The 25,265-nt window shown below is 75.4% G+C and carries 24 protein-coding genes and 1 pseudogene; 19 read left to right on the top strand and 6 right to left on the bottom strand.

Annotated elements, in window-relative coordinates; genetic code table 11:
- The first annotated feature begins 99 nt into the window (after positions 1 to 99).
- The 6 genes from CNX65_RS29760 to CNX65_RS29740 all read left to right on the top strand — a co-directional run bounded on the left by CNX65_RS29760 (position 100) and on the right by CNX65_RS29740 (position 4,754).
- Positions 100 to 1,665: an MFS transporter gene (locus CNX65_RS29760; protein WP_177154439.1), complete on the top strand. Its 1,566-nt coding sequence runs from the start codon at positions 100 to 102 to the stop codon at positions 1,663 to 1,665.
- Entirely contained in the window at positions 1,665 to 2,840 is a 1,176-nt protein-coding gene (locus CNX65_RS29755; RefSeq protein ID WP_096496703.1) for a cysteine desulfurase family protein, read from the top strand. Before CNX65_RS29760 ends, CNX65_RS29755 begins: the two co-directional genes overlap by 1 nt.
- 5 nt (positions 2,841 to 2,845) lie before the next feature.
- A complete protein-coding gene (mnmA, locus tag CNX65_RS29750; protein WP_096496702.1) occupies positions 2,846 to 3,934 on the top strand; it encodes a tRNA 2-thiouridine(34) synthase MnmA in 1,089 nt (362 codons plus the stop codon).
- A gap of 74 nt (positions 3,935 to 4,008) precedes the next feature.
- Positions 4,009 to 4,245 carry a hypothetical protein gene (locus CNX65_RS29745; protein ID WP_096496701.1) on the top strand — a complete coding sequence of 79 codons (237 nt, stop codon included), beginning with the start codon at positions 4,009 to 4,011 and terminating at the stop codon, positions 4,243 to 4,245.
- A gap of 33 nt (positions 4,246 to 4,278) precedes the next feature.
- Positions 4,279 to 4,404: a hypothetical protein gene (locus CNX65_RS38055; protein WP_256373637.1), complete on the top strand. Its 126-nt coding sequence runs from the start codon at positions 4,279 to 4,281 to the stop codon at positions 4,402 to 4,404.
- Positions 4,401 to 4,754 carry a hypothetical protein gene (locus CNX65_RS29740; RefSeq protein ID WP_096496700.1) on the top strand — a complete coding sequence of 118 codons (354 nt, stop codon included), beginning with the start codon at positions 4,401 to 4,403 and terminating at the stop codon, positions 4,752 to 4,754. The genes CNX65_RS38055 and CNX65_RS29740 overlap by 4 nt, the downstream gene beginning before the upstream one ends.
- A gap of 14 nt (positions 4,755 to 4,768) precedes the next feature.
- Here the strand turns inward: CNX65_RS29740 and CNX65_RS29735 are convergent, their stop codons facing one another.
- Positions 4,769 to 5,287, bottom strand: coding sequence for a DUF6584 family protein (locus tag CNX65_RS29735; RefSeq protein ID WP_096496699.1), 519 nt, complete (start codon positions 5,285 to 5,287; stop codon positions 4,769 to 4,771).
- 81 nt (positions 5,288 to 5,368) lie between these two features.
- Between CNX65_RS29735 and CNX65_RS29730 the strand changes: the two genes are divergently transcribed.
- The 3 genes from CNX65_RS29730 (at position 5,369) to CNX65_RS29720 (ending at position 8,118) form a co-directional block, all read left to right on the top strand.
- Entirely contained in the window at positions 5,369 to 6,571 is a 1,203-nt protein-coding gene (locus CNX65_RS29730) for a hypothetical protein (RefSeq protein ID WP_096496698.1), read from the top strand.
- A 63-nt stretch (positions 6,572 to 6,634) separates the two neighbouring features.
- The gene (locus CNX65_RS29725; protein WP_096496697.1) at positions 6,635 to 7,051 is read left to right on the top strand and encodes a hypothetical protein; all 417 of its coding nucleotides are present in this window, start codon (positions 6,635 to 6,637) and stop codon (positions 7,049 to 7,051) included.
- 59 nt (positions 7,052 to 7,110) lie between these two features.
- Positions 7,111 to 8,118, top strand: a complete 1,008-nt coding sequence (locus tag CNX65_RS29720; RefSeq protein WP_096496696.1) for a uroporphyrinogen decarboxylase/cobalamine-independent methonine synthase family protein — start codon at positions 7,111 to 7,113, stop codon at positions 8,116 to 8,118.
- Between the two features lie 48 nt (positions 8,119 to 8,166).
- Here CNX65_RS29720 and CNX65_RS29715 read toward each other — a convergent pair whose 3' ends face one another.
- On the bottom strand, positions 8,167 to 8,973 hold the full coding sequence (locus CNX65_RS29715; RefSeq protein ID WP_232520062.1) for a YeiH family protein: 807 nt from the start codon (positions 8,971 to 8,973) through the stop codon (positions 8,167 to 8,169).
- 70 nt (positions 8,974 to 9,043) lie between these two features.
- Here CNX65_RS29715 and CNX65_RS29710 point away from each other — a divergent pair, with 70 nt between their 5' ends.
- The 3 genes and pseudogenes from CNX65_RS29710 to ligA all read left to right on the top strand — a co-directional run.
- Positions 9,044 to 9,931 (top strand): LysR family transcriptional regulator, encoded by an 888-nt coding sequence (locus tag CNX65_RS29710; RefSeq protein WP_096496694.1) that lies wholly within the window; start codon positions 9,044 to 9,046, stop codon positions 9,929 to 9,931.
- Between the two features lie 12 nt (positions 9,932 to 9,943).
- Positions 9,944 to 10,591, top strand: a complete 648-nt coding sequence (locus tag CNX65_RS29705) for a hypothetical protein (RefSeq protein WP_096496693.1) — start codon at positions 9,944 to 9,946, stop codon at positions 10,589 to 10,591.
- 80 nt (positions 10,592 to 10,671) lie between these two features.
- Positions 10,672 to 12,861: pseudogene (gene ligA / locus CNX65_RS29700) on the top strand (NAD-dependent DNA ligase LigA); the annotation flags it as partial.
- A gap of 521 nt (positions 12,862 to 13,382) precedes the next feature.
- Here ligA and CNX65_RS29695 read toward each other — a convergent pair.
- Positions 13,383 to 13,871 (bottom strand): SWIM zinc finger family protein, encoded by a 489-nt coding sequence (locus CNX65_RS29695; RefSeq protein WP_096496691.1) that lies wholly within the window; start codon positions 13,869 to 13,871, stop codon positions 13,383 to 13,385.
- A 118-nt stretch (positions 13,872 to 13,989) separates the two neighbouring features.
- Complete coding sequence (locus CNX65_RS29690; protein ID WP_096496690.1) at positions 13,990 to 14,637, bottom strand: ACT domain-containing protein; 648 nt, start codon at positions 14,635 to 14,637, stop codon at positions 13,990 to 13,992.
- 264 nt (positions 14,638 to 14,901) lie between these two features.
- Here CNX65_RS29690 and gatC point away from each other — a divergent pair, with 264 nt between their 5' ends.
- From gatC to CNX65_RS29660, 6 genes are all read left to right on the top strand, one after another.
- Entirely contained in the window at positions 14,902 to 15,201 is a 300-nt protein-coding gene (gene gatC, locus CNX65_RS29685) for an Asp-tRNA(Asn)/Glu-tRNA(Gln) amidotransferase subunit GatC (protein ID WP_015804727.1), read from the top strand.
- A complete protein-coding gene (gene gatA / locus CNX65_RS29680) occupies positions 15,198 to 16,718 on the top strand; it encodes an Asp-tRNA(Asn)/Glu-tRNA(Gln) amidotransferase subunit GatA (RefSeq protein ID WP_096496689.1) in 1,521 nt (506 codons plus the stop codon). Before gatC ends, gatA begins: the two co-directional genes overlap by 4 nt.
- Positions 16,715 to 16,906, top strand: a complete 192-nt coding sequence (locus tag CNX65_RS29675; RefSeq protein ID WP_096496688.1) for a hypothetical protein — start codon at positions 16,715 to 16,717, stop codon at positions 16,904 to 16,906. The genes gatA and CNX65_RS29675 overlap by 4 nt, the downstream gene beginning before the upstream one ends.
- Entirely contained in the window at positions 16,903 to 18,408 is a 1,506-nt protein-coding gene (gene gatB / locus CNX65_RS29670; protein ID WP_096496687.1) for an Asp-tRNA(Asn)/Glu-tRNA(Gln) amidotransferase subunit GatB, read from the top strand. The genes CNX65_RS29675 and gatB overlap by 4 nt, the downstream gene beginning before the upstream one ends.
- A gap of 480 nt (positions 18,409 to 18,888) precedes the next feature.
- Positions 18,889 to 19,251, top strand: coding sequence for a hypothetical protein (locus CNX65_RS29665; RefSeq protein ID WP_096496686.1), 363 nt, complete (start codon positions 18,889 to 18,891; stop codon positions 19,249 to 19,251).
- Positions 19,252 to 19,492: 241 nt separating this feature from the next.
- Positions 19,493 to 21,985, top strand: a complete 2,493-nt coding sequence (locus CNX65_RS29660; RefSeq protein WP_232520061.1) for a CHAT domain-containing protein — start codon at positions 19,493 to 19,495, stop codon at positions 21,983 to 21,985.
- Between the two features lie 87 nt (positions 21,986 to 22,072).
- On the opposite strand, the gene CNX65_RS29655 is transcribed toward CNX65_RS29660, so the two are convergent.
- Both CNX65_RS29655 and CNX65_RS29650 read right to left on the bottom strand, forming a co-directional pair.
- Complete coding sequence (locus CNX65_RS29655) at positions 22,073 to 23,251, bottom strand: PQQ-dependent sugar dehydrogenase (RefSeq protein WP_232520060.1); 1,179 nt, start codon at positions 23,249 to 23,251, stop codon at positions 22,073 to 22,075.
- Positions 23,252 to 23,262: 11 nt separating this feature from the next.
- Entirely contained in the window at positions 23,263 to 24,171 is a 909-nt protein-coding gene (locus CNX65_RS29650; protein ID WP_232520059.1) for an alpha/beta hydrolase, read from the bottom strand.
- A gap of 49 nt (positions 24,172 to 24,220) precedes the next feature.
- On the opposite strand from CNX65_RS29650, the gene CNX65_RS29645 reads away from it, so the two are divergent.
- Positions 24,221 to 25,135: a 2-hydroxyacid dehydrogenase gene (locus CNX65_RS29645; protein WP_177154438.1), complete on the top strand. Its 915-nt coding sequence runs from the start codon at positions 24,221 to 24,223 to the stop codon at positions 25,133 to 25,135.
- Positions 25,136 to 25,265 lie beyond the last annotated feature (130 nt).

Below are 25,265 nucleotides of genomic sequence, written 5' to 3'. Positions count from 1 at the left end.
AGTCCTCCGCCGCCTCCGGGCGCCGCCGGGAAACCCGCGTCCGCGCGGCTGCCCCGAACGGGAAACCTGGTTGACCTCCAGTGCGGTCGAGGTAGGAACATGGGACGGGTGACCCCACGTGACACCCGACCCGACGGCGACCCCCACGACCTCCCCACCACCGCCCTCGGGGCCGCCGACGTGAGCGCCGCCGCGCGCCGGTCCGCAGGACCGGGTGCCACCTCCACGACCGCCGCAGGGGCCTCCGAGGGCGCCGCCGGGGCTGCTACCGGGACCAAGTCCGGCGCCACCGCCGCCGACGCCCCCGAGGTCGCCACCGCAACCACCACCGAGCCCGGCCTGTGGGCCCCCGAGAACCGGGGCCCCGTCACCGGCATGGTCCTGCTGATCACCCTGCTCGCGTTCGAGGCCATGGGCGTCAGCACCGCGATGCCCCGCATGGTCGCCGACCTCGACGGCCAGGCGTTCTACTCGTGGCCGTTCCTCGGGTTCCAGGCCGCCAGCGTCGTCGCGGTCGTGCTGTCCGGCCGGGTCTGCGACCGGATCGGCCCGCGCTTGCCGCTGCTCGTCGGCCCCGCCCTGTTCGTCGTCGGGCTCGCCGTCGCCGGGATCGCCCAGGACATGACCCTGCTCATGGCGGGCAGGGTGCTCCAGGGCCTCGGCGCGGGCGCCCAGATCGTCGCCGTCTACGTCCTGATCGGCCTGGTCTACCCCGAGCGGCTGCGGCCCGCCGTGTTCGGCGCGCTGTCCGCCGCCTGGGTGGTGCCCTCGCTCGTCGGGCCCGCCGTCGCGGGCTGGCTCACCGAGAACCTGAGCTGGCGGTGGGTGTTCCTCGGCCTGGTCCCGCTGGTCGCGGTCGGGTTCGCGCTGGTCCTGCCGGTGCTGCGCGCGCTGCCGCCGCACCGGGGCGAGGAGCCCGCCCGCCGGGGGCTGCCGCTGGCCGCGTTCGGGGCGGGCGGCGGCGTCGCCGGGCTCAGCTGGGCCGCGCAGCACCCCGGCTGGGCCAGCCTCGCGCTCGGCGCCGCCTCGCTGGCCGTGCTGATGCCGTCGCTGCGCGTCCTGCTGCCGAAGGGCACGCTCACCGCCCGGCGCGGCCTGCCCGTCACCATCCTGGCCAGGGGCCTGCTCGCGGGCACGTTCTTCGCCGTCGAGGCGTTCATCCCGCTCACCCTGACCACCGTGCACGGCTACTCGGCCACCGCCGCGGGCATCCCGCTCACGCTCAGCGCCCTCGGCTGGTCCGCCGCGTCCGTGTGGCAGTCCCGCCGCACGGACATCCCGCGCGAGACCCTGGTCCGCTGGGGCTTCACCGTCAGCGCCGTCGGCATCGCGTCCGTGACCCTCATCGCACCGAGCTGGGGACCGGCCTGGCTGACCGCCGTGCTGTGGGGCATCGGGGGCCTCGGCGTCGGCATGGCCATGTCCAGCCTGAGCGTGCTCACCCTCGCCGCGTCCACCGACGCCGACCGGGGCTTCAACTCCTCGGCCCTGCAGGTGAGCGACATGCTCGGTTCGGCCCTGCTGGTCGGCCTCGGCGGCGTCGTGCTCGCCGCCGCGCCGAACCTGACCGCCGCCGTCATCCCCCTGGACCTGCTCATGGCCGCTCTCGCGGTGCTCGGTGCCGTGCTCACCGGACCGCGCTGCCGGGCTACCCTGGACGACTGATGGCCTACTTCGACCACGCCGCCACGACCCCCGTCCTCCCCGAGGCGATCGCGGCGCTGACCGAGGCGTTGTCCCGCACGGGCAACGCCTCGTCGCTGCACACCTCGGGGCGCAGGGCGCGCAGGCTGGTCGAGGAGGCGCGCGAGGACATCGCCGACGCGCTCGGCGCGAAGCCGTCCGAGGTGCTGTTCACCGCGGGCGGCACGGAGAGCGACAACCTGGCCGTCAAGGGCGCCTACTGGGCGCGGCGGCGCGAGGGCCGCAACCGGGTCGTGGCCGGGGCCGTCGAGCACCACGCGGTGCTGGACGCGGTCGACTGGCTGGCCGAGCACGAGGGCGCCGAGGTCACCCTGGTCGAGCCCGACGCGGCCGGGCGGATCACGCCCGACGCGCTGCGGGCGGTGCTGGGCGAGGACGTCGCGCTGGTCACCGCCATGTGGGCGAACAACGAGGTCGGCACGGTCAACCCGGTCGCCGAGCTGTCCGCCGCCGCCGCCGAGTTCGGGGTTCCGCTGCACACCGACGCCGTGCAGGCGGTCGGCGCGGTGCCGGTCTCGTTCGCGGACAGCGGCGCGGGGGCGCTCACGGTCAGCGGGCACAAGATCGGCGCCCCGTACGGGATCGGCGCGCTGCTGCTCGGGCGGCAGGTCGGCGTCACCCCGCTGCTGCACGGCGGCGGGCAGGAGCGGGACGTGCGCTCCGGCACGCTGGACGTGCCCGCGATCGCGGCGTTCGCGGTGGCGGTGCGGCACGCGGTGGAGCGGCGGGAGGCGTCGGCGGCGAGGCTGCGGGCGCTGCGGGACCAGCTGGTCGGCGCGGTGCGCGCGGCGGTGCCGGACGTGATCGTCAACGGCGACCCCGAGGACGGGCTGCCGGGGCACGCGCACCTGACGTTCCCCGGCTGCGAGGGCGACAGCCTGCTGATGCTGCTGGACGCCAGGGGCGTGGAGTGCTCGACCGGCTCGGCCTGCACGGCCGGGGTCGCCCAGCCCAGCCACGTGCTGCTGGCCATGGGCGTCGACCCGGTGCTGGCGCGCGGGTCGCTGCGGTTCACGCTCGGCTGGACGTCGACCGAGGCCGAGGTGCGCGAGCTGGCGGGCGTCATCGGACCGGTCGTGGAGCGGGCCCGCTCGGCGGGCATCGCGGGGATGCGCAGGCACAAGGCGGAGGTGTGACGGGGATGCGGGTGCTCGCGGCGATGAGCGGCGGGGTCGACTCGGCCGTGGCGGCGGCGCGCGCCGTCGAGGCCGGGCACGACGTGACCGGGGTGCACCTGGCGCTGTCGGCGAAGCCGGGGACGCTGCGCACCGGGTCGCGCGGGTGCTGCACGATCGAGGACTCGCACGACGCCCGGCGGGCCGCCGACGTGCTCGGCATCCCGTTCTACGTGTGGGACTTCGCGGAGCGGTTCACCGAGGACGTGGTGGAGGACTTCGTCGCGGAGTACGCGGCGGGGCGCACGCCCAACCCGTGCCTGCGGTGCAACGAGCGGATCAAGTTCGAGGCGCTGCTGGACAAGGCCATCGCGCTCGGGTTCGACGCGGTGTGCACCGGGCACTACGCGCGGCTCGACGTCGTGGACGGCCTGGTGGAGCTGCGGCGCAGCGCCGACGGGGGCAAGGACCAGTCGTACGTGCTGGCCTCGCTCACGCGCGAGCAGCTGGCGCACGCGATGTTCCCGCTCGGCGGGTCGACCAAGGTCGAGGTGCGGGCGGAGGCGGCGCGCCGCGGGCTGTCGGTGGCGGCGAAGCCGGACAGCCACGACATCTGCTTCATCCCGGACGGCGACACGCAGGGGTTCCTGACCAAGCGCCTCGGGCAGCGCGCGGGCGTGCTCGTGGACGACGAGACCGGCGCGGTGCTGGGGCAGCACGTGGGCGTGCACGGGTTCACCGTGGGGCAGCGCAAGGGCCTCGGCATCGACGCGCCCGCCCCGGACGGGCGGCCCCGGTACGTGCTGTCGCTGGAGCCGGTGTCGGGCACGGTCCGGGTGGGGGCGGCGGAGCGGCTGGCCGTGCGCGAGATCGTGGCGGTGCGGCCGGTGTCGCGGGTGGACTGGTCCGGGCCGGTGGAGTGCGTGGCCCAGGTGCGCGCGCACGGCGGCACCGCCCCCGCGATCGCGGAGCTGGTCGGCGAGGAGCTGGTGGTGCGCCTGCGCGAGCCGCTGTCGGGCGTGGCGCCGGGGCAGGCGGTGGCGGTCTACCGGGAGGACCCGGAGGGCGGCGACCTGGTGCTGGCCAGCGCGACGATCGAGCGGACCGGGGTCTAGCGGCGGGGTGGTCGCCACGCGGTGCGCCGCGGTGTTCGCGACAAACGCAATGCGTTCGCAATGCACTGCGGGTCGTGTTCCGGGGTGTCAAGGAGGGCCAGTGGTCCGCCGACCACATCGCGCGGCACGACGTGACCCTCGACGAGGTTCGTGAAGCGATCCTCGAACGTCCTCACTGGCAGGAGAAGGGCAAGAACGACACGACCCCGATCTGCGGTCGCGCTCACGCGGGGAGGCACTCGTTCGTGGTGGCGGTCGACGATGGCGGAGAGGCGTTCGTCGTCAGCCGCGCGGGACGTGAACCCCGGTGAGAAGCGGACCTTTCAGCGGAAGGCGGTGCGGTGATGGCCGAGCGGGACGAGGTCCTTCCTCGGGCGGTGGAGGAGCTCGAGGAGTTGGCCTCCTACTACGACACCCACGACACCTCCGGTGAGATGGCGAACGGCAGCGGGTCGACCCCCGGCCCATGAAGACCACCTCGCTCCGGTTGCCCGCCGACGTCGTCGACGCGCTCAGGGAGCTCGCGAGGTCCCGAGGTGTCCGGTGCACGGCGCTGCTCAGGGAGATCGTCGAGCGGGCGCTCAGCGGCAGTCGTTCCGCGGGGGGCGAGGAGTTCGCCCGGATCGATCGGCGGCTGGCCCGCATCGAGGCCAGCGTCCTGGGGGCGGGGCCCGGCGGCGCGGCGGGACGGTCGGGGGGTTCCTCCGTCGGCGCACCGGGGTCGCACCGGGATCGCGGCCGGAGCGGCGCGCGGGCGACTCGTGCCGTGCGGCGGAAGCGCGCCAGCGGGGTCGTGCGCCGGGTGGCGGGCACGCGCTGAGCGGGGGCGGCGGATCAGGTCGTCGCCCAGCCGAGCAGCCACACCACGACCGTCACCAACCCGACCACGAAGCACAGCAGCACCACCACGACCCCCACCAGCACCCCCAGGTGCACGTGCCACGGGCTGTCGCGGTCCTCGGTCACCGCCAGCTCGCCCGCCAGCTGCTCGGCCACCGCCCGCCGCAGGTCGGTCAGCCGGTTGCGCGCCGTCTCGCTCCCGGCGGACCCGTCCGGTCCGCCCTCGGGCTCCAGCCAGTTCATCGCCGCCAGCCGGGACTCCGGCGTGCGGTAGGCCCGCTCGAACGCGGCTAACTCCGCCTCGTCCCGCACCTCCAGCAGGTAGCTCCACCGGCCCGCCTGCACCGGGTCGCCCAGCAGCCGGTACACCGAGGCCAGCCGGTCCCGCAGGTCGAGCCGCGCCGGGTAGCTGCACACCAGCCCCACCAGCCGCTGGCGCGCCCGCAGCACGCTCGCCAGATCGCCGCGCGCCACCTCCTCGGCAGCCCTCCGCAGCGTCGCATCGACCGGCATACGCGACATGCTCCCAGCCGGCACAAGCCCCGTGGTGGGTCCTTTGGACTGAACCGGTTCCCCGACGGCAGGATCAGCGGGGTGCTCCCCACGACCCTGGTGCTGTTCGGGCTCTCCTGGTGGCTCGGGCTGCACCTGCTCGCCCGCGACCCGCGCGCACCGCTGCTCCGCCGCAGCGCGGCGGGCCTGCTCGCCCACGCGGTCGCGCTCGCCGTCCAGCCCGCCCCCGCGCTGCTGCTCGCGCTGCCCGCCGTGGCCTGGACGGGCGCGCTCGCCTGCGGGCTCGGGCCGCGCTGGGACCGGGTCTGGGCGTGGACCGCGCCACCGCTGCTCGCCGCCGCCTGGTTCTTTCCCCCGATCGTGTTGCCACCGCTGGTGTTCGCGCTCGTCCTGCACGTGCGCGGCGGGCCGCCGAGGCCGCTGCTGGCCGTCGCCACCACCACGTTCGGCCTCGGCACCGCCCTGCTGGTCGGCGACCTGCTCCCGGAACCGGTGCTGCTGCTCGCGATCGGCGTCGACCTGCTGCTGCTGGGGGTGCTCGTCGTGGCGGCCGACGCGTTCGACGGGGGCGAGGCGTTCCGCGCCGGACTGCTCCGCTCGCTGCTCGTCTCCACCGCCACCGCCGCGCTCTTCGCCGCCCAGGTGGCGCTCCTCGCCCCGAGCAGGCCGCTGCTGTTCGGCGTGATCGCCACCGCGATCGCCGTCCAGGCGCTGGCGGGTCCGCTCGCCGCGCTCGCCGACCGGGTCGCGCTCCCCGGCGCCGCGGCCCAGCGCGCCGAGTTGCGCGCCGCCGCCGAGTCGCTGTCCAAGCGCGCCCCGCTGCCCGTCGCCGAACTGCCCGCCGCCGACCTCGCCAAGCTCACCCGCCGCGCGCTCAGCCACTACGGCGACCTCGGCCGCCTCGTCGCCAGCCCGCTCACCGCGCTCCCGGTCGTCGACGCCCGCCTCGCCGCGCGCGGGGCGCCCGACCAACCCCTCGAACGGGCCGCCGAGCTGAAGGCGCTCCTGCGCGAGGGCATCCGGCGGCTCAAGCCCGCCGACGGCGAGTTCGGCACCAGCGACGAGTGGCGGCACTACAACGCGCTGCACTTCTACTACGTCGTGGGACTGCGCCCGCACAGCGCGCGCACCAAGCGCGAGAACCTCGACCCGGTCGCCAGGCAGGCCCTCGCCTGGTTCGCGACCCAGGTCCCCGAGCGCACCCTGCACAACTGGCAGACCGCGGGGGCCAAGCTGATCGCCGCCGACCTGGCCGCGCTGTCCGCGCAGGTCACCCGGTCCTGACTGGCAGGAGTCGGCAGCGTCCGGCGTGGCCTCGGCAGTGCCGCGCGCCCGAGCATCGACCCCATGACGACCCACACCACCCCGCAGGGAGCCAACCCCGCCCCGCGCCGTCCCGCCCTGCTCCGCTCGGCCCTCGTGCTCGACGGCGCGGGTTCCGCCGCGTGCGGCGCGCTCCTCCCGCTCGTCCCGCTCGACCTCGGCCTGCCCCGCCCGCTCCTGCTCGCCCTCGGCGCGTTCCTGCTCGGGTACGGCGCGTGCGCGTTCCTGGCGGGCCGCACCCCCACCCGTGCGAGGGCGCTCGCCGTCATCGCCTTCAACACCGCCTGGGTGGCCGCGAGCGCGCTCGTCGTGGCCTCGGGGTGGTTTCCGCTCACCACCGCCGGTCTGGTGGTCCTGGTGGCGCAGGCGCTCGCCGTCGCCGCGGTCACCGCGCTCCAGGCCGTCGGCCTGCGCCGCGCGACCCGCCCCGCGCGCGACTGACCCGCCCCCGCCGGGAGCGGGCGCACCACCCCACCCGCTCCCGGTGGGACACTTGCCGGGTGGACGTCACCCCCTGGCCCGCCGGAGCGGCAACCGGTATCGGCTCGCTCCCCGGCACCGACCCGCACGAGGCCGCCCGCCTGGTGTTCGGCGAGCTGCCCGACCTGCCGCACCTGCCCGAGCTGCCCGCGCGCGGCGTCGGGGCCGACCTGACCGGGCGGACCGCCGCGCTGCTGGTGGACCTGCCCGTGGAGGTCGTCCCGTCCGGCTACCGGGTCGCCGCCCACCCCGGTCGCGACCACCGCCGCGCCCAGGACCTGCTCAGCTGGGACCTCGACGCCCTCGAGGAGGCCGCCGCCGCCACCAAGCCCGCCGTGGTGAAGGTCCAGGCCGCCGGGCCGTGGACGCTCGCCGCGACCGTCGAGCTGGTGCGCGGCCACCGGGTGCTCACCGACCGGGGCGCGCTGCGCGAGTTCACCGAGTCGCTGGTGGAGGGCCTGTCCCGGCACACCGCCGAGGTCGCCCGACGCACCGGCGCGAAGGTCGTGGTGCAGCTGGACGAGCCCGCGCTGCCGTCCGTGCTGCGCGGCCTGCTGCCCACCCCGTCCAAGCTCGGCACCGTCCCCGCCGTGCCCGAACCGGAGGCGCAGGCGCTGCTGGAGAGCGCCATCGCCCCGTTCGACGACGTGATCGTGCACTGCTGCGCGCCAGGGCCGCCGGTGAACCTGATGCGCAGGGCCGGGGCGAAGGCCGTCGCGCTGGACGTGTCCCTGGTGGAGCGGGCGATGCTGGACGAGCTGGGGGAGGCGTGGCAGGAGGGGCTGGTGCTGCTGCTGGGCCTGCTGCCGGGCGCCGACCCGGCCACCCCGATCGACCTGAGGACCGCCGCGAGGCCCGCGCTGGACCTGGCCGACCGGCTCGGCTTCCCGCGCTCGGTGCTGGCCACGCACGCCGTCCCCACGCCCTCGTGCGGCATGGCGGGCGCGAGCCAGGGCTGGGTCCGCCGCGCCCTCGCGCTGTCCCGCGACCTCGGCAAGGCGTTCCTGGAACCGCCCGACACCTGGTGATCGCGCTCCACCGTGGACTGTCCCGGAAGGACGGTCCACGGTGGACGGTCACGTCAGCAGGGTCAGCGTCGCCCACCCGGTCCCGCACACCAGCAGCGTCGACAGCGCGCCCAGCGCCAGCGCCCTGGGGCCGGTGCGCAGCAACGCCTTCGGCCGCACCGCCGTGCCCAGCCCGAACATCGCCGCCGCCAGCAGCACCGTCGCCGCGACCTTCCCGCCGTCCAGCACCACCTGCGGCAGCACCCCCGTCGACCGCAGCGCCGCCAGCCCCGCGAACCCCACCAGGAACAGCGGCACCACCGGCGCCCCCGACCCGCGCCCGCCGCCCACCAGCGCCACGACCGGCGCCAGCAGCGCCACCCGGCTCAGCTTCACCGCCATCGCCGCCGCCAGCCCCGACGCGGGCGCGGCAGCCGCCACCTGCCCCACCTCGTGCACGCTCAACCCGATCCACAGCGGCGACGCGCCCAGCAGCGGCAGCGCCAGCATCGCCAGCGTGCCGAACAGCGTCACCAGCGCCACGCTCGTCGCCACGTCCTCGTCCCGCCGCTCGACCACGCCCTCCACGGCCGCCACCGCCGACGCCCCGCAGATCGAGAACCCCGTCGCGACCAGCGTCGACAGCCCGCGCGGCAGCCCGAGCAGCCCGCCGATCCACCGGGTGCCCAGGAACGTGACCGCGACCGTCGCCACCACCGCGACCAGCACGCCCGGCCCCAGCTCCAGCACCACCGGCAGCGACAGCTGCAACCCCAGCAGCACCACGCCCAGGCGCAGCAGCTTCTTCGTGGCGGCGGACAGGTCGGGCAGGCGCCCTCCGACGAGGACGCCCAGCAGCAGGGCAGCGATCAGCACCCACAGATCGTCCGCCGCGTCAAGTGCTCCCGGTAGGCGGGAATCCGCTCTTCAGCCATACCCTCCGGCTATGGCCGACCCCGACCTGACCACCCTGCGGCTGCTCGTCCTGGTCGGCGAGCTGGGCAGCCTCAGCCGCGCCGCCGCCGCGCTGGGCGTTGCCCAGCCGTCCGCGAGCAAGCGCCTGACCGCCGCCGAGCGCGCGCTCGGCGTGGTTCTGGTCGAGCGCGGCAGCCGGGGCTCCGCGCTCACCCCGGCCGGGACGGTGCTGGCCGAGCGCGCCCGCCGCGCGCTGGCCGAGGTGGAGGGCCTGGTGGAGGCCGCGCGGGCGCTGCGGGCCGAGCGGGACGCCGAGCTGGCCGTCGCCGCGAGCATGACCGTCGCCGAGCACCTCGCGCCCGGCTGGGTCGGCGGACTGCGCCGCGCGCGCCCCGACCTGCGCGTCGGCCTGCGGGTGACCAACTCCGAGTCGGTGTGCGCGCTGGTCAGGGCGGGCGAGGTCGCCCTCGGCTTCGTGGAGGCCCCCGGCCCGCTGCCGGGGCTGAGCAGCCGGAAGGTCGCCGTGGACCGGCTGGTGCTGGTGGTGCCGCCCGGCCACCCGTGGACCCGCCGCAAGGCCCCGCTGCCGCCCGCCGAGCTGGCCGCCACGCCCCTGGTGGTGCGCGAGCGGGGGTCGGGCACCAGGGACACCCTGGACCGCCTCCTGCCTGCCGCCTGCCCGCCCGCGCTGGAGCTGGGCTCGTCGGCGGCGGTGCTGGGCGCGGTCGTCGCGGGCGCGGGACCCGCCGTGCTGAGCGCGCTCGCGGTCGCCGCCGACCTCGCGGCGGGCAGGCTCGCCGCCGTCCCCGTCGACCTCGACCTGCGCCGCGCCCTGCGCGCGGTGTGGCCGTCCGGTCGCAGGCTGGTGGGTCCGGCCGCCGAACTCCTCGCACTCGCCCTGCGCGACGCGGGCGCGTAGTTCAATGGGGACATGCGCTGGTTCCGCCGCAAACGCCCCGAGCCCCCGCCCGCCCCCGTCCACCTGCCGAACCCGGCCGAGGCGGCGGTGGCCTTCTGGGAGCGCTGGCACGCCCTGCTGCCCCGGATCAGCGGCGCGCTCGGCGACGGGCAGCCGCAGCGCGTCGAGCACGAGATGTGCGAGCTGGTCGCCTCCGTGCACCCCCGGCTGGAGTTCGCGATCCAGCGCGGCAGGCGCGCGGTGTACGCGCTCGTGCTCAGCAGCCGCGAGGACCCGGTGGTGCGCCCCTACACCGACGCCTGGAAGGCCGCCGCGCCGCACGAGGACATGATCTGGGAGTACCACGACTCGGTGCCGCCCGTGCCGGACACCGACGAGGTCACCGTCAACATCGGCGAGCACCGGCTGCCGCTGGCCGACATCCGGCTGCTCACCGAGCCGACCGACGACGGCGTGGTCGACGTGGTCGTGCACCACCCGGTGTTCGCCGACCTCGGCGAGGACGACCGGATGCGGGTGGCGTTCCTCGCGCTGGACGCGGCGCTGGGGGAGCGGGTGGCCGCGGGCGTGGTGGGCCGGGTGGAGCTGTCGCTCACCGACGGGCCGCGCTCCATCACGCTGCCGGAGTTCCGCCGGGCGTTCGAGCCGTCCGAGGACTGACCGGGCAGCGCGCGGGCGGGCCGTCCGCGCGCCCCGGCCGTCCACCGGGGACCGTCGGTGGTCCTGGCTAGGCTGCTGCCGTGACCAGCGACGACCACTCCTCCCCCGACCCCGCCGCGGACCGGGGCGACGACCTCGCCACCACCCCCGGCGCGCCCGCGGCCGACGCCCCCGACGGCGTGCGCGCCCAGGGGCTGGAGGACGTGCCCGCCGACGCCCGCGACCGGCACCGCGCGCTCGCCGAGGAGGTGCGCGCCCACCAGTTCCGCTACTACGTGCTCGACGCGCCCACGATCTCCGACGGCGAGTTCGACGCGCTGCTGCGCGAGCTCCAGTCCCTGGAGGACGCCCACCCCGGCCTGGCCACCCCGGACTCGCCCACCCAGCAGGTCGGCGGCACGTTCTCCACCGAGTTCACCGCCGTCGACCACCTGGAGCGGATGCTCAGCCTGGACAACGCGTTCGACGAGGACGGGCTGCGGGCGTGGTTCGAGCGGGTCGGCAAGGAGGTCGGCGACGCGGCGCGGTTCCTGTGCGAGCTCAAGGTCGACGGGCTCGCGATCAACCTGCTGTACGAGCGCGGCAGGCTGGTCCGGGCCCTGACCAGGGGCGACGGCCGCACCGGCGAGGACGTCACGCTCAACCTGCGCACCCTGCGGGACGTCCCCGAGGTGCTTGCGGGCACCGACGAGTGGCCGGTCCCCGAGCTGGTCGAGGTGCGCGGCGAGGTGTACTTCGCCGTCGAGGACTTCCTGGAGCTCAACGCGAAGCTGGTCGAGGCGGGCCTGCCGCCGTTCGCGAACCCGCGCAACACCGCCGCGGGCTCGCTGCGGCAGAAGGACCCGAAGGTCACCGCGTCCCGCAGGCTGCGCATGGTGTGCCACGGCATCGGCAAGCGCGCCGGGTTCGAGCTGGAGCGCCAGTCCGACGCGTACGCGGCGCTGCGCGCCTGGGGGCTGCCCACCTCCGAGCACACCGCCGTCGTGGCGACGTTCGACGAGGTGTGGGCGCGCGTCGCGCACTGGGGCGAGCACCGGCACGACGCCGCGCACGAGATCGACGGGCTCGTGGTGAAGGTGGACGAGGTCCCGCTGCAGCGCAGGCTCGGCAGCACCTCGCGCGCGCCCCGCTGGGCCATCGCGTTCAAGTACCCGCCGGAGGAGGCCACCACGACGCTGCTCGACATCGGCGTCCAGGTCGGCCGCACCGGGCGGGTCACCCCGTTCGCGATCATGGAACCGGTGAAGGTGGCGGGCTCCACGGTGGCCCGCGCGACGCTGCACAACGCGTCCGAGGTCAAGCGCAAGGGCGTGCTCATCGGCGACCGGATCGTCATCCGCAAGGCGGGCGACGTGATCCCCGAGGTGCTCGGCCCGGTCGTGGACGTGCGCCCGGCGGACGCCAGGGAGTTCGTGATGCCCGCGTCCTGCCCGGAGTGCGGGCACGCGCTGCGCCCCATGAAGGAGGGGGACGTGGACATCCGCTGCCCCAACGCCGAGGGGTGCCCCGCGCAGCTGCGGGAGCGGTTGGCCTACCTGGCGTCCCGGTCCGCGCTGGACATCGAGGTGCTCGGGTACGAGGGCGCGGCGGCGCTGGCGTCGTCCGAGGTGTACGGCAACGAGGCGGACCTGTTCGACCTCACCGCCGAGGACCTGCTGCGCGTGGACCTGTTCCGCAACCAGGACGGCGCGCTGGTGACGAACGGCGCGAAGCTGCTGGAGAACCTGGAGGCCGCCAAGTCGCAGCCGCTGTGGCGGGTGCTGGTGGCCCTGTCGATCCGCCACGTGGGGCCGACGGCGGCGCGCGCGCTGGCGGTGGAGTTCGGCGGCGTGCAGGCCATCCTGGACGCCGAGGAGGCCGACCTGGCGGCGGCGGGCGGGGTCGGGCCGACGATCGCGGTGGCGGTGCGGGAGTGGGCGCGGACCCCGTGGCGGCAGGAGGTCGTGCGCCGCTGGGCGGCGGCGGGGGTGCGCATGGTGGACGAGCGCGACACCACGATCCCGCGCAACCTGGAGGGGTTGTCGATCGTGGTCACCGGGACGCTGGCGGACTTCTCCCGCGACGAGGCCAAGGACTCGATCCTGGTGCGGGGCGGCAAGGCGGTCGGGTCGGTGTCGAAGAAGACGGCGTTCGTGGTCGTGGGGGACAACCCCGGCGGCAAGGCGGACAAGGCCGCGCAGCTGAAGGTGCCGGTGCTGGACGAGGCCGGGTTCCGGGTGCTGCTGGAGCGGGGGCCGGAGGCCGCCGCGGCGGTCGCGGTGGTGGGGGCGCCGGAGGAAGTGGCGCCGGTGGAGGGGGCGCCGGTGGAGGGGGTGCCGGTGAAGGGGGCCGAGGTGGCCGCGAGGTCGGGGGAGGGGACGGGCGAGAGCGCTTCCACGACTGAGGGGACGGCTGGGGAGAGCGCTCCCACGGACGGGAGCGCGGGTGGGGAGAGCGCTCCCACGGGTGGCTCGGTCGTGCAAGGGGAGGGGAGCGCGACGGAGTGAACCGCCGCTGAACCCGCCGGCTCCGGGCTGTCGGGCGTTGTCGGGCCGCGTGGCCTTGCCGGGCTGTCGGGCGTTGTCGGATCGCCTGGTCTTGCCGGGCCGGCGGGCGTTGTCGGGGGTGCGGTCCGGGGCCGCCTGGCCTTGCCGGGGGTGCGGTGCGAGGACGCCGGGCGTTGCCGGGGCCGCGGTCGGAACGAGGGCGCCGGGGCGCTGTCAGAACGGGGGTGCCGGGGCCGCCGTCGGAACGGGGGCGCCGGGTGTCGCCGGGGCGCCCGAGGCGCGGCCGGACCGCCCGCGCCACCAGCTCACCGCCGGTACGGGATCACCTTGCCCTGGAAGGCGCCGTTGGGCTGGTTGGGGATCCCCGTCGCGCGCGTCGTCTCCTCGGCCTCCGCCAGGACCCGCTCGCGGAGCGCGGTGTCGCGCGCGGCCTGCTCGTAGAGGTGCTCCACGAGCGCCGCGCGCGGCAGGCGGGTGAGGGCGGTGCGGAGCTCGTCGTCCTCGGCGTCCGGCGCGGGCACGGTCTCGCCCCGGTCGAGCAGCACCAGGCCCACGGCGACGCAGTGCTTGCAGAAGAACCCCTGCTCCCCGTACGGGCAGGCGCAGGTCCCCCGCAGGTTGCCCTCGGCGTCCCAGGTCAGCGTGATCGAGTACTCCGAGCTGCCGCGCACCACCCCGGTCACGTGCCTGGGGTGGTGCACCACGGAGACCACGGCGTCCCGGTAGGCCAGTCCGCGCCAGTAGGACTTGTGGCCCGCGCGGTGCCGCAACAGGGCAGGGGTGAGCGTCGCCATGTGCGGTATCCAACACCGTGCGGCCCGCCGCGCTCGTGCCCCTCGTTCGGGAAGCCCACCGCCATCCGCGCGACGGGCCCGCCGGCGCTCAGACCGCTGGCGCTCAGGCCACCGGCGCTCAGTCCGGCAGCACCACGGCGACGATCCCCGCCAGGTGCGCCAGCCGCGCGACCTCGGCCGCCCGGAACATCGGCCCGCCCGGCCGCCCCACCAGCAGCACCCGGTCGGCGCGGCCCAGCGGCGTGGCCGCCAGCTCCGTGCCCAGCTCCCGCCAGGTCTCCGGGACCCAGCCGTCCTCGCCGTCCAGCACCGTCGCCCTGGCCAGCGGCATCCACGGCGGCAGCTCCACGCTCTCCGGCGCCGCCGCCGACGCGGTCACCCGGTAGCCGCCCCCGTCGATCTCGATCACCACGGCCCACCCGGCGCGGATGATCTTCGGCACGCCCTCGGTGAACACCGCGAGCCCCTTGGCGGGCTCGTCGGCGACCTCCTCCACCAGCTCCAGCTCCCGGTGCGTGTTCAGCACCCCGGCGTACGGCCGGACCGCGTCGACCTCGACGCCCTCCACCGACTCCGCCGCGGTGATCAGCCCGTCGGGCAGCCGCCCGGACGGCAGCTCCACGACCAGGTCGTCGATGGCGACCCCCGGCGACCGCTCCACCACGTCCACGCTCAGGATGTCGGCCCCGATCTCGCCGAGGGCCGACGCCACGGCGCCGAGCGTGCCGGGACGGTCCGGGAGCTGGACGCGGATCAGGAAGGACACGGTGCACGCCTCCAGGCTTGCTGCGGAACTGCGGAACTGCTGGGCTGCGGAACCCCTGGACTGCCGGACTGCCGGACTTCGGCACCCGCCAGCCGGTGATTGTCTCAGACGGAGCCTCGCTCCCCGACCCGCGCCGTGCGTTGCGCGGGCGTAAAATCCGCCACTCCCCCCACCGCGCACGACAACCCGGTCGGCCCTCACCCTGACCAGCCAATAGACTCGCCGGGTCCCAGATCCCACAACCGACCCACGGGGGTTGACGAGGTGCCGAGCATCTCCCGCGACGAGGTCGCGCACCTGGCCCGCCTGGCCAGGCTCGCCGTCACCGACGACGAGCTTGACCTCTTCGCAGGCCAGCTTGACGTGATCCTGCAGTCGGTGGCCACGGTGGGCGACATCGCCACCGCTGACATCCCACCCACTTCGCACGCCGTACCGCTGACCAACGTGTTCCGCGAGGACGTGGTGCGTCCCAGCCTCGGTCAGCAGCAGGCGCTCGCGGGCGCCCCCGCCGCCGAGGAAGGCCGCTTCCGCGTCCCGCGCATTCTCGGTGAGGAAGCATGAACGACCTGACCCGCAGCACCGCCGCCGACCTGGCGGCGAAGATCGCCTCCCGCGAGGTCTCCGCCGTCGAGGTCGCGCAGGCGCACCTCGACCGGATCGACGCGGTCGACGGCGCCGTGCACGCCTTCCTGCACGTCGACCGGGAGGGCGCGCTCGCCGCGGCCCGCCGCGTCGACGAGGCCGTCGCCTCGGGCGAGGCCCCGGCGAGCCCGCTCGCGGGCGTCCCGCTGGCGCTCAAGGACGTCTTCACCACCGAGGGCGTGCCCACGACCGTCGGCTCGAAGATGCTGGAGGGCTGGCGCCCGCCGTACGACGCCACCGTCACGCGCAGGCTCAAGGAAGCCGGCGTCGTGGTGCTGGGCAAGACGAACATGGACGAGTTCGCGATGGGCTCCTCCACCGAGAACTCCGCCTACGGCCCGACCCGCAACCCGTGGGACCTGGACCGCATCCCCGGCGGCTCCGGCGGCGGCTCCTCGGCCGCGCTCGCCGCGTTCGAGGCCCCCCTCGCGATCGGCACCGACACCGGCGGCTCGATCCGCCAGCCCGGCTCGGTCACCGGCACCGTGGGCGTCAAGCCCACCTACGGCTCGGTGTCCCGCTACGGCCTGGTGGCGTTCTCGTCCTCGCTCGACCAGGGCGGCCCGTGCGCCCGCACGGTGCTGGACGCCGCGCTGCTGCACGAGGTCATCGCGGGCCACGACCCGCTCGACTCGACCTCGATCAACGCCCCCGTCCCCCCGGTGGTGGCGGCGGCCCGCGAGGGCCTGTCCGGCGACCTGACCGGCGTGCGCGTCGGCGTGGTCACCCAGTTCTCCGGCGACGGCTACCAGCCCGGCGTGCTGCGCTCGTTCGAGGCGGCCGTGGCGCAGCTCAAGCAGCTCGGCGCCGAGATCGTCGAGGTCTCCTGCCCGAGCTTCGACTACGCGCTGCCCGCGTACTACCTGATCGCGCCCAGCGAGGCGTCCTCGAACCTGGCCCGCTTCGACGCCATGCGCTACGGCCTGCGCGTCGGCGACGACGGCACGCGCAGCGCCGAGGAGGTCATGTCGCTGACCCGCGAGGCGGGCTTCGGCGCCGAGGTCAAGCGGCGCATCATGATCGGCACCTACGCGCTGTCCTCCGGCTACTACGACGCCTACTACGGCTCGGCGCAGAAGGTCCGCACGCTCATCACCCGCGACTTCGAGGCCGCCTACGCGACCGTCGACGTGCTGGTGTCGCCGACCACGCCCACCACGGCGTTCAAGATCGGCGAGCGCACCGGCGACCCGATGGCCATGTACAAGGCGGACCTGTGCACGATCCCCGCCAACCTGGCGGGCAACGCCGCGCTGAGCGTCCCCAGCGGACTGTCCGCCGAGGACGGCCTGCCGGTCGGCCTGCAGATCATGGCCCCGGCCCTGCAGGACCACCGCATGTACCGGGTCGCCGCGGCCTACGAGGTCGCCCGCGACGCCGCGCTCGGCCACACCGTCATCAGCCAGGCCCCCCAGCTGGAAGGAGCGGCCCGATGAAGGCGGCACGCGGCCTGTTCGGCCTGCTCAGCGCCGTCGCCGCGGCGGCGAGCGCGTTCTCCACCCTGCGCGCGGCGCGCGGTGACGGCGACAAGCTCGCCCTGGTCAACGCGGCGGGCAGCATCCTGGTCGCCGTCACGGGCGCGGCCATGGCCGTCAGGGCGTACCGGAAGGACGGGTTGGCATGACCACGGCCTACGAGCTGATGGACTACGACGAGGTCGTCGAGCGGTTCGACCCCGTCCTGGGCCTTGAGGTGCACGTCGAGCTGCACACCGCCACCAAGATGTTCTGCGGCTGCGCGAACGCCTTCGGCGGCGAGCCGAACACCAACGTGTGCCCGGTGTGCCTCGGCCTGCCCGGCGCGCTGCCGGTGGTCAACGGCACCGCGGTCGAGTCGGCGATCCGGATCGGCCTCGCGCTCAACTGCGAGATCGCCGAGTGGTGCCGGTTCGCCCGGAAGAACTACTTCTACCCGGACATGCCGAAGAACTTCCAGACCTCGCAGTACGACGAGCCGATCGCCTTCAACGGCTGGCTCGACGTCACCCTGGACGACGGCGAGGTCGTGCGCGTGGAGATCGAGCGCGCGCACATGGAGGAGGACACCGGCAAGTCGCTGCACGTCGGCGGCGCCACCGGGCGCATCCACGGCGCGGAGCACTCGCTGCTGGACTACAACCGGGCGGGCGTCCCGCTGATCGAGATCGTCACCAAGACGATCACCGGCACCGGTGCCCGCGCGCCGGAGGTGGCCCGCGCCTACGTGACCGCGCTGCGCGACCTGCTCAAGGCCCTCGACGTCTCCGACGTGCGCATGGACCAGGGCTCGCTGCGCTGCGACGCGAACGTGTCGCTGATGCCGAAGGGCTCCGACGTCCTCGGCACCCGCACCGAGACCAAGAACGTGAACTCGCTGCGCAGCGTCGAGCGGGCGGTCCGGTTCGAGATGACCCGGCACGGCGCGGTGCTCGCGGGCGGCGGCTCGATCCGCCAGGAGACCCGGCACTTCGACGAGTCCACCGGCGGCACCTCCTCGGGCCGCGCCAAGGAGACCGCGGAGGACTACCGGTACTTCCCGGAGCCCGACCTGGTGCCCGTGGCCCCGTCCCGCGAGTGGGTCGAGCAGCTGCGCGGCACGCTGCCCGAGCTGCCCTGGGAGCGCCGCAAGCGCATCCAGACCGAGTGGAGCCTGACCGACGCCGAGCTGCGCGACCTGGTCAACTCCGGCGCGGTCGACCTGGTCGCCGCGACCGTCGAGGCGGGCGCCACGCCCGCCGAGGCGCGCTCGTGGTGGGTGGCCTACCTGACCAAGGAGGCCAACGGCCGGGGCGTCGAGCTGGGCGAGCTGGCGATCACGCCGGTCCAGATCGCGCGGGTCGTGGCGCTGGTCAACGCGGGCGAGCTGACCAACAAGCTGGCCCGCGAGGTCGTCACCGGCGTGCTGGAGGGCGAGGGCGAGCCGGAGGCGGTGATCGAGGCGCGCGGCCTGAAGGTCGTGTCGGACGACTCGGCGCTGGAGAAGGCCGTCGACGAGGCGCTCGCGGCGCAGCCGGACATCGCGGCGAAGATCCGCGACGGCAAGGTCGCGGCGGCGGGCGCCATCGTCGGCGCGGTCATGAAGGCCACCAAGGGCCAGGCCGACGCGAAGCGGGTGCGGGAGCTGGTCATCGCCCGCTGCGGCGGCTGACCCAGGCGCACCTCGCGCGGACGCGCGCACTCGGGACCCCGGAACCGGCTTCGGCTCCGGGGTCCCGCGCTTTCCAGGCGCACCGGCCCACTGCTCCGCGAGGACCATTTGTCTAGCCCTTTCGGGTGACACTCTGAAGGACGTGGTCGGGTGCGGATTGCGCTACCGGGATGACTATTCCTCCCCAGGTCGAGTGACGGGTTGCCCCGCTGTTCGCCCTGCGCACGGATTCACACAGTGAACACGTTACTCCTAAAGGGTGACATTGTTTTGTGCGCAGCATTGTCGGGGCTGGTCACGGCAGGTGGGCAAAAAGCACTCTGGTGGCTCTGAGTAAAAAAACCCCTCAAAGCAGCCGCCATCTGTGTAAGGCTTTGTCCGCTCGGGCGAGCCGGGGGGCTGTTCGAGTGATCACAGCACACGCACAGGCACGAGAGCGCCCGTCGCCGCGGGTGCCGTTGCAAGGGGAGGACAACGCTCATGTCTGCCATCGAACCCGTCCGCACCGACGACGAGCCGGGCGCCGCGCCCGCCGGCCCGACGCCCGGTGGTCGCAGGCCCGTCACGCCCATGGGCGGCCCGTACAAGCCCCTGGGCGAGCCCGCGGTCGTCGTCAACGGCGGCCCCTACAAGCCGCTCGACGAGCCCGTCGCCCTGCTCGGCTCCGACCAGCCGCCCGCCGAACGGCTGGACGTGGTCGGCGGCGACGTCGACCGGTTGTCGGGCAAGTCCGACGCGGTCGTCAACGGCGGTCCGTACAAGCCGCTGGACGAGCCCGTGAACGAGGTGAACGGCGGCCCCTACAAGCCGCTGGACGAGCCCGTGACCGCCGTGGCCAACTGACCGGGAGCGGGAACTCCGGAGCGAGCGCGCGACGAGTCCAGGGGGCCGGGTGAGAACCGCCCGGCCCCCTGCTTGCCGCGTGTGATCTGATATGACAGTGGCCGCGCACACACCCGGTCTCAGACCTCGCGGAACGCGCGGGCCCACCGGACCGGAAAACGCGATCGAACTCGCCAGGGAACTCCACCGCAGCGCGCTGGAGGCGGCGACCGCCGACCGGCACCCGCTCGCCATCCGGCAGATGCGCGAGGGGCTCGCCCTGCTGGAGACCGGGGGCATCGCCCCCCAGGACCGCCTGGAGGTCCGCGCCAGGCTCATGAGCACCCTGGCCTTCTGCCTCGCCGAGACCGGCAACGTGGAGCGGGGCCTCACCCAGCTCGCCGCCGTCGAGGCCGAGCTGGGCGGCCTGAGCGACGGGGGCCTGCGCGACGGCCTCGCCATCGTCGTCGCCGTCAACCAGGCCGCGCTGCTGTGCCGGGTCGGCCGGATCGAGGAGGGCGTCGCCCGGCTCGACGTGGCGGTCGAGCGCAGCGAGCGCGTCCTGGTGGACAAGCCCGACGCGGTCGAGCAGCTCGTCGTCGCGCTGACCAACCGGGGCAACGCGCACGGCGAGGCCCAGGACTACCACCGGGCGGCCAGGGACCTGGACCGCGCCGTCGAGCTGGCCGACGCGCACGACCTGCCGATGCGCTCGGCCATCGCCAAGCACGCGCTCGGCAACTCGCTCCAGCGCGCGGGCGACACCCCGGCCGCGCTGCGCCACTACCACGACGCGGCGCTCGCGTTCCAAAGGCTGGAGCCCGGCCTGCTGCTGCGGCTGCGCATCGACCAGGCCGAGGCGCTCATCGGCGTCGGCCTGGCCGACGAGGCGGGCAGGCTCCTCGACGAGGTGCTGCCCGAGCTGCGCCGCCAGCGCATCGGGCAGGACGTCGCCGAGGCCGAGCTGTTCCGCGCCGCCGCCGCCCTCCAGGACGGCGACCTCGTGCTCGCCAAGCGGATGGCCAAGGCCGCGCAGCGCAAGCTGCTGCGGCGCGGCAGCCCGGCGTGGGCGGGCGTCGCGGGCCTGCTGGCGCTGCGGGTGGACGTCCAGCGGGCGCTCCAGGCCCCCCGCCGCCCACCCGAGCAGCTGGTGCGCAGGGCCATCGCGCTGTCCGCCGGGCTGACCGCGCTGCGGCTGGTCGAGCAGGCCGCGCTCGCGCTCGTGCTGGCGGCCAGGCTGGAGATCCGCAGGGGCGCGCCCGACCGGGCCGACGAGCTGCTGCGCGGGGTCGTCCGGTCGCGCAAGTTCGTCGCCATCGACCTGCGGATGCTGCTGCGGCTGTGCCGGGCGGAGCTGGCGCTGGCGCGCGGCAACCGGCGCGTCGCGCTCGCCCAGGCCAAGGCGGGGCTGGACGAGCTGGGCCGGATGCGCGATCGGCTCGGCGGGCTGGAGATGATGTCCGGCACCGCCGTGCACGGCCTCGAACTGGGCGAGCTGGCCGTGCGACTGGCCCTGGCGGGCGCGGGCTCGGCCGAGGGCGCGCAGCGGTTGTTCACCTGGTTGGAGCGCACCAAGGCCCAGCTGTACCGCTACGACCCGGTCGAGACGCTCGAGGACGACGGGCTCACCGAGCGGGTCACCGAGGTCCGCAGGCTCACCGGCGCGCTGCTGCGCGCCCGCCTCGACGGGCAGTCCACCGGCGCCCTGGAGGAGCGGCTGCGGCTGGCCAAGCACGCGGCCACCCGGCTCGGCTGGGGAGCGGCCCCGTGGGGCACGCCCCGGCCGGTGGTCACCGCCGCCGAGGTCGCCGCCGCGCTCGGCGACCGGACGCTGGTCAGCTACGCGGTGTCCGACGACGAGCTCGTCGCCGTCGTGCTGGTCGACGGCCTGGTCCGGCTGGTGCGGCTCGGACCCGCCGGGGCCGTGGCGGAGAGCGCGCGCAGGCTGCACGCCGACCTGAACGCGCTGGCCCCCGACCACCTGCCCGCGCCGCTGGTCGAGGTGATCTCCGCGTCGGCCCGCCGCGAGGCCGAGCGGCTGGACCGCACCCTGCTCCACCCGCTCGCCGCCATGCTCGGCGGGCGGGAGCTGGTCGTGGTGCCCACCGGGGCGCTGCACGCGGTGCCGTGGGGCGTGCTGCCCACCTGCGCGGGCAGGCCGACCTCGGTGGTGCCGTCGGCGACGGCGTGGGTGTCCGCGCTGGGCAGCGGCCAGGACGACCCGGACGGGGTGCTGCTGGTGCGCGGGCCCGGCCTGCAGGCGGCGCAGACCGAGCTGGGCAGGCTGGCCGGCTACCACGACCGGCCCACCGTGCTGGACGTGCCGCAGGCCAAGGTCGGCGCGGTGCTGGCCGCGCTGGGCGGGCAGGGGCTGGCGCACATCGCCGCGCACGGCGAGCACGAGCCGGAGAACGCGCTGTTCTCCCGGCTGGAGCTGACCGACGGCGCGGTGTTCGCCTACGAGATCGGCCGGGTGCGGCAGCTCCCCGCCAAGGTCGTGCTGTCCGCGTGCGAGCTGGCGCTCAACCGGGTGCGGCCCGGCGACGAGCCGCTCGGGTTCGCCGGGGCGCTGCTCGCGGGCGGGGTGCGGACGGTGATCGCGGCGTCCAGCAAGGTCGGCGACGAGCCGTCCGCGCTGGCGATGGAGGTGTTCCACCGGGAGCTGCTCGCGGGGGAGAGCCCGGCGCTGGCGCTGGCGCGCGCGGTCGCCGAGGACCCGCTGCGAAGACCCTTCGTGTGCCTGGGGGCCGGATGACCCGAGCCCGCTCCGTGAAGCGGAGCGGTGACCGCGCGGGAGGCGCTCTTCCTCCTGCGCGGTCAGGTCCCCGCTTCTGGAAGTGCTTCAGTCCTTGCCGCCGCCGACGCCCTCGGGCTTGACCACGACCGCCACCCGGTCGTCGCTGGACACCGGGGTCCCGCCGGGGTTCTTGTTCACCGTCCCGACCAGCGCGGCCTGGTCGCTCAGCCCGACCACCGCGCCGATCCGGCCGAACCCGCTGTCGCCGTCCAGCATCGGCGCGGGCTCGCCGGAGAACGAGCCGTCCTGGTTGGTCGGCAGCACCAGCAGGCCGTTCTTGTTCGACAGCCCCACCCACACCGAGTCGGCCGCCGCCGCGCAGCCCGCGAGGCCCGGCCGGTCCGGCCAGCTCCACGCCGGGGCGCCGAGCGCCTTGCCCGCCTCCACCCGGTGCAGCGCGTCCGCGCCCGCGCCGACGTCGGTCAGCCACGTCCGCGCGCCGTCCGGGGACACGCACAGCCCGGTCGGCGCGGACAGCCCGCTCGCGAACACCCGCGACGACGCCGTCGGGTTGCCCTGCGCGGGCCCGCCCGAGGGGTCGATCCGCAGCACCTTGCCCGCCAGCGAGCTCGGGTCGGCCGCCAGCGCCCGGTTCCCGGCGTCGCCGGTGGCCACCAGCAGCGCGCCGCCCGCGTCGTGCGCCAGCGCGCCCCGGTTGCCGGAGGCGCCCTTCGGGATGCCGGTCAGCACCGGCTTGGGCACGTCGCCCGGCGCGATCCGCAGCACCCGGTTGTCCGTCGCGGTCGTCACGTACGCGTAGACCAGCTGGTCCTCGGCGTAGGTGGGGGAGGGCAGCACGGCGGTCAGCCCGCCGTCCGCCGACGCGTCCACCTCGAACCTGGCCACCTGCACGGCCTCGGCGTCCTTGGCCACCCGCAGCAGCCGCCCGGTGGTGCGCTCGGAGGCCAGCGCCGTCACCGAGCCGGTCGACTGGTCGACCGCGATCGGCGCGACCCCGGACACCCGGTCCAGGCAGGTGCCGATGACCGCGGGGTTGAAGTCCTGGCAGCCCTGGGGCGGCGGCACCGACGACGGCGCCTGCTGGCCCTGGCCGGGGCTCTGCGGCAGCTCGCCGGGCAGCTCCGGCGTGGGCCCCGCCTGCGGGGTCAGCTGGACCTGCGAGCTCCAGCCCGCCGGGGTGGGTTGCTCGGGGAAGCTGGCGCAGCCGACGGCCAGCAGGCCGACGGCGGAGCCTGCCAGCACCGCTCTCAGACGTGACGCCACGGTGACCCAGGTTAGGCGGGCGGCCGTGAACGCGGGGTGAGCGGCCTGCCCGCCCACGCCATCGCCCGCTCCACCGCGTCGACCCTGCGCAGCAGCAGCGCCAGCTCGGCGACCAGGTCGTCCCGGTGCGCCAGCGGGAGCAGGAAGTGCGTGGTGGGCAGCACCCGGCACCTGGCCTGGGGCAGCCGGGCGACCGGGCCCAGCAGGCTGCTCGGGGCGGCCAGCCCGTCGTACCTGCCCACGACGGCGGTTGTGGGGCACGTCACAGCGGACAGGTCCTGGGTGGGGGTCTCGGCCAGCGCGAGCGCCAGCTCGGCGAACCAGGCCCAGTCGGTGCGCAGCAGCGGGCCCAGCACGCGGGCCGCCCACAGGTCCACCTCCGGCGCGGGCACCCGGCCCAGCACCGCGCCCAGCAGCGGCCCCACCCGGCGCAGCGCCCGCACCCCGCCGCGCGCCAGCTCCCGCCGCGCCCGCTCCGGCAGCACCCGGTCCAGCCCCAGCCGGTCCAGCCCCAACCGGTCCCAGGGGAGCAGGGGCGCGCCCAGCACCGCGCCGAGCACGTCGCCGGGCGGCCCGGCCACCAGCAGCAGCCCCGACACCCGGTCCGGGTGCCGCAGCGCCAGCTCCACCGCGACCGTCACCCCGAACGACCACCCCAGCGCCGGGCACCGCTCCACACCCGCCGCGTCCAGCACCCGCAGCGCGTCGGACACGTGGTCCGCCAGCCGCACCCGCGCCGGGTCGTCCGGCCGGGACGAGCCGAGCGTGCCCCGGTAGTGCCAGCCGAGCAGGTGCGCGGGGAACGGCGGCCACGCCGCCTCCGGGACGCCCAGGCCCGCGCACAGCAGCACGTCCGGCCCGCCCCGGTCCACCCGCCAGGTCCGCAGCCGGGCGCCGTCCTCGGCAACGACCTCCCGCACGCTGGACAGTGTGCCCCGGACCGCGCGGACCTGCCGGTAGCGTGCGGGCGTGACGCTCACCGTGCTGGTACCAGACGACCTCGGAGTGACCGCCCTGTCCGGTGTGGACGGTGTCCGCGCGCTCCGCTACGAACCGGGGAAGCCCCTCCCCGAGGGCGCGCGGACCGCCGAGGTGCTCGTCCCCCGCTTCCTCCAGGGCAGCGACCCCCGCGAGGTGCTCGCCCAGCTGCCGAACCTCAGGCTCGTGCAGCTGCTGAGCGCGGGCGTCGAGCGGTTCCTCGGGCTCGTGCCGGACGGCGTGCTGCTGTCCACCTGCCGGGGCGCGCACGGCGGCAGCACCGCCGAGTGGGCCGTCGGCGCGCTGCTGTCCCTCTACCGCGACTTCCCGGTGTTCCAGCGCCTGGCCGACGCGGGCCGCTGGGAGCACCACGTCACCGAGACCCTCCAGGACAAGAGGGTGCTCGTGGTCGGCGCGGGCGACCTCGGCAGGCAGCTCCAGCGCAGGGTCGAGCCGTTCGACGCCACCACCACCCTGGTCGGCCGCACCGCCCGCGAGGGCGTGCGCGCCATGTCCGAGCTGCCCGACCTGCTGCCGCACCACGACGTCGTGGTGCTCGTCGTGCCGCTGACCTCGGAGACCGACGGCATGGTCGACGCGGAGTTCCTGGCCCGGATGCCGGACGGGGCCGTGCTGGTCAACGCCGCGCGCGGCCGGGTCATGGACACCGACGCGCTCGTCGCCGAGCTGGTCTCCGGGCGGCTGCGCGCCGCGCTCGACGTGACCGAGCCCGAGCCGCTGCCGCAGGGCCACCCGCTGTGGACCGCGCCCGGCCTCTTCCTCACCCCGCACGTGGCGGGCAGCTGCACCGGGCACACCGAGCGGGCCTACGCGGTGGTCAGGGCCGAGGTCGAGCGGTTCGCTAGGGGTGAGCAGCCAGCCAATGTGGTGAACGGCGAGTACTGATCCGGACAACCGCACCGAACGTGCGACCGGCGTCCGTCCGGGCGGACTGAGGTGGGGGACGGTCGTCACCGCGCAGTCGGGGCGACGATCGTCCCCCGACGAAACGGCTCACCCGCACGGGGGAGGCATT

The sequence above is a fragment of the Actinosynnema pretiosum genome (genome assembly GCF_002354875.1).
In the GTDB taxonomy this organism is placed as follows: Bacteria; Actinomycetota; Actinomycetes; order Mycobacteriales; family Pseudonocardiaceae; genus Actinosynnema; species Actinosynnema auranticum.
The sequence above is the reverse complement of the archived record's forward strand: the minus strand, read 5'-3'. Positions and strand labels throughout refer to the sequence as shown.

What these genes read in the sequence shown, in the direction of transcription:
- CNX65_RS29760 (WP_177154439.1), top strand. Translation starts at nt 100, where the DNA reads ATGGGACGGGTGACCCCACGTGACACCCGACCCGACGGCGACCCCCAC.
- CNX65_RS29755 (WP_096496703.1), top strand. Translation starts at nt 1,665, where the DNA reads ATGGCCTACTTCGACCACGCCGCCACGACCCCCGTCCTCCCCGAGGCG.
- mnmA (WP_096496702.1), top strand. Translation starts at nt 2,846, where the DNA reads ATGCGGGTGCTCGCGGCGATGAGCGGCGGGGTCGACTCGGCCGTGGCG.
- CNX65_RS38055 (WP_256373637.1), top strand. Translation starts at nt 4,279, where the DNA reads ATGGCCGAGCGGGACGAGGTCCTTCCTCGGGCGGTGGAGGAGCTCGAG.
- CNX65_RS29740 (WP_096496700.1), top strand. Translation starts at nt 4,401, where the DNA reads ATGAAGACCACCTCGCTCCGGTTGCCCGCCGACGTCGTCGACGCGCTC.
- CNX65_RS29735 (WP_096496699.1), bottom strand. Translation starts at nt 5,287, where the DNA reads ATGCCGGTCGATGCGACGCTGCGGAGGGCTGCCGAGGAGGTGGCGCGC.
- CNX65_RS29725 (WP_096496697.1), top strand. Translation starts at nt 6,635, where the DNA reads ATGACGACCCACACCACCCCGCAGGGAGCCAACCCCGCCCCGCGCCGT.
- CNX65_RS29710 (WP_096496694.1), top strand. Translation starts at nt 9,044, where the DNA reads ATGGCCGACCCCGACCTGACCACCCTGCGGCTGCTCGTCCTGGTCGGC.
- CNX65_RS29705 (WP_096496693.1), top strand. Translation starts at nt 9,944, where the DNA reads ATGCGCTGGTTCCGCCGCAAACGCCCCGAGCCCCCGCCCGCCCCCGTC.
- CNX65_RS29695 (WP_096496691.1), bottom strand. Translation starts at nt 13,871, where the DNA reads ATGGCGACGCTCACCCCTGCCCTGTTGCGGCACCGCGCGGGCCACAAG.
- gatA (WP_096496689.1), top strand. Translation starts at nt 15,198, where the DNA reads ATGAACGACCTGACCCGCAGCACCGCCGCCGACCTGGCGGCGAAGATC.
- CNX65_RS29675 (WP_096496688.1), top strand. Translation starts at nt 16,715, where the DNA reads ATGAAGGCGGCACGCGGCCTGTTCGGCCTGCTCAGCGCCGTCGCCGCG.
- gatB (WP_096496687.1), top strand. Translation starts at nt 16,903, where the DNA reads ATGACCACGGCCTACGAGCTGATGGACTACGACGAGGTCGTCGAGCGG.
- CNX65_RS29665 (WP_096496686.1), top strand. Translation starts at nt 18,889, where the DNA reads ATGTCTGCCATCGAACCCGTCCGCACCGACGACGAGCCGGGCGCCGCG.
- CNX65_RS29660 (WP_232520061.1), top strand. Translation starts at nt 19,493, where the DNA reads ATGCGCGAGGGGCTCGCCCTGCTGGAGACCGGGGGCATCGCCCCCCAG.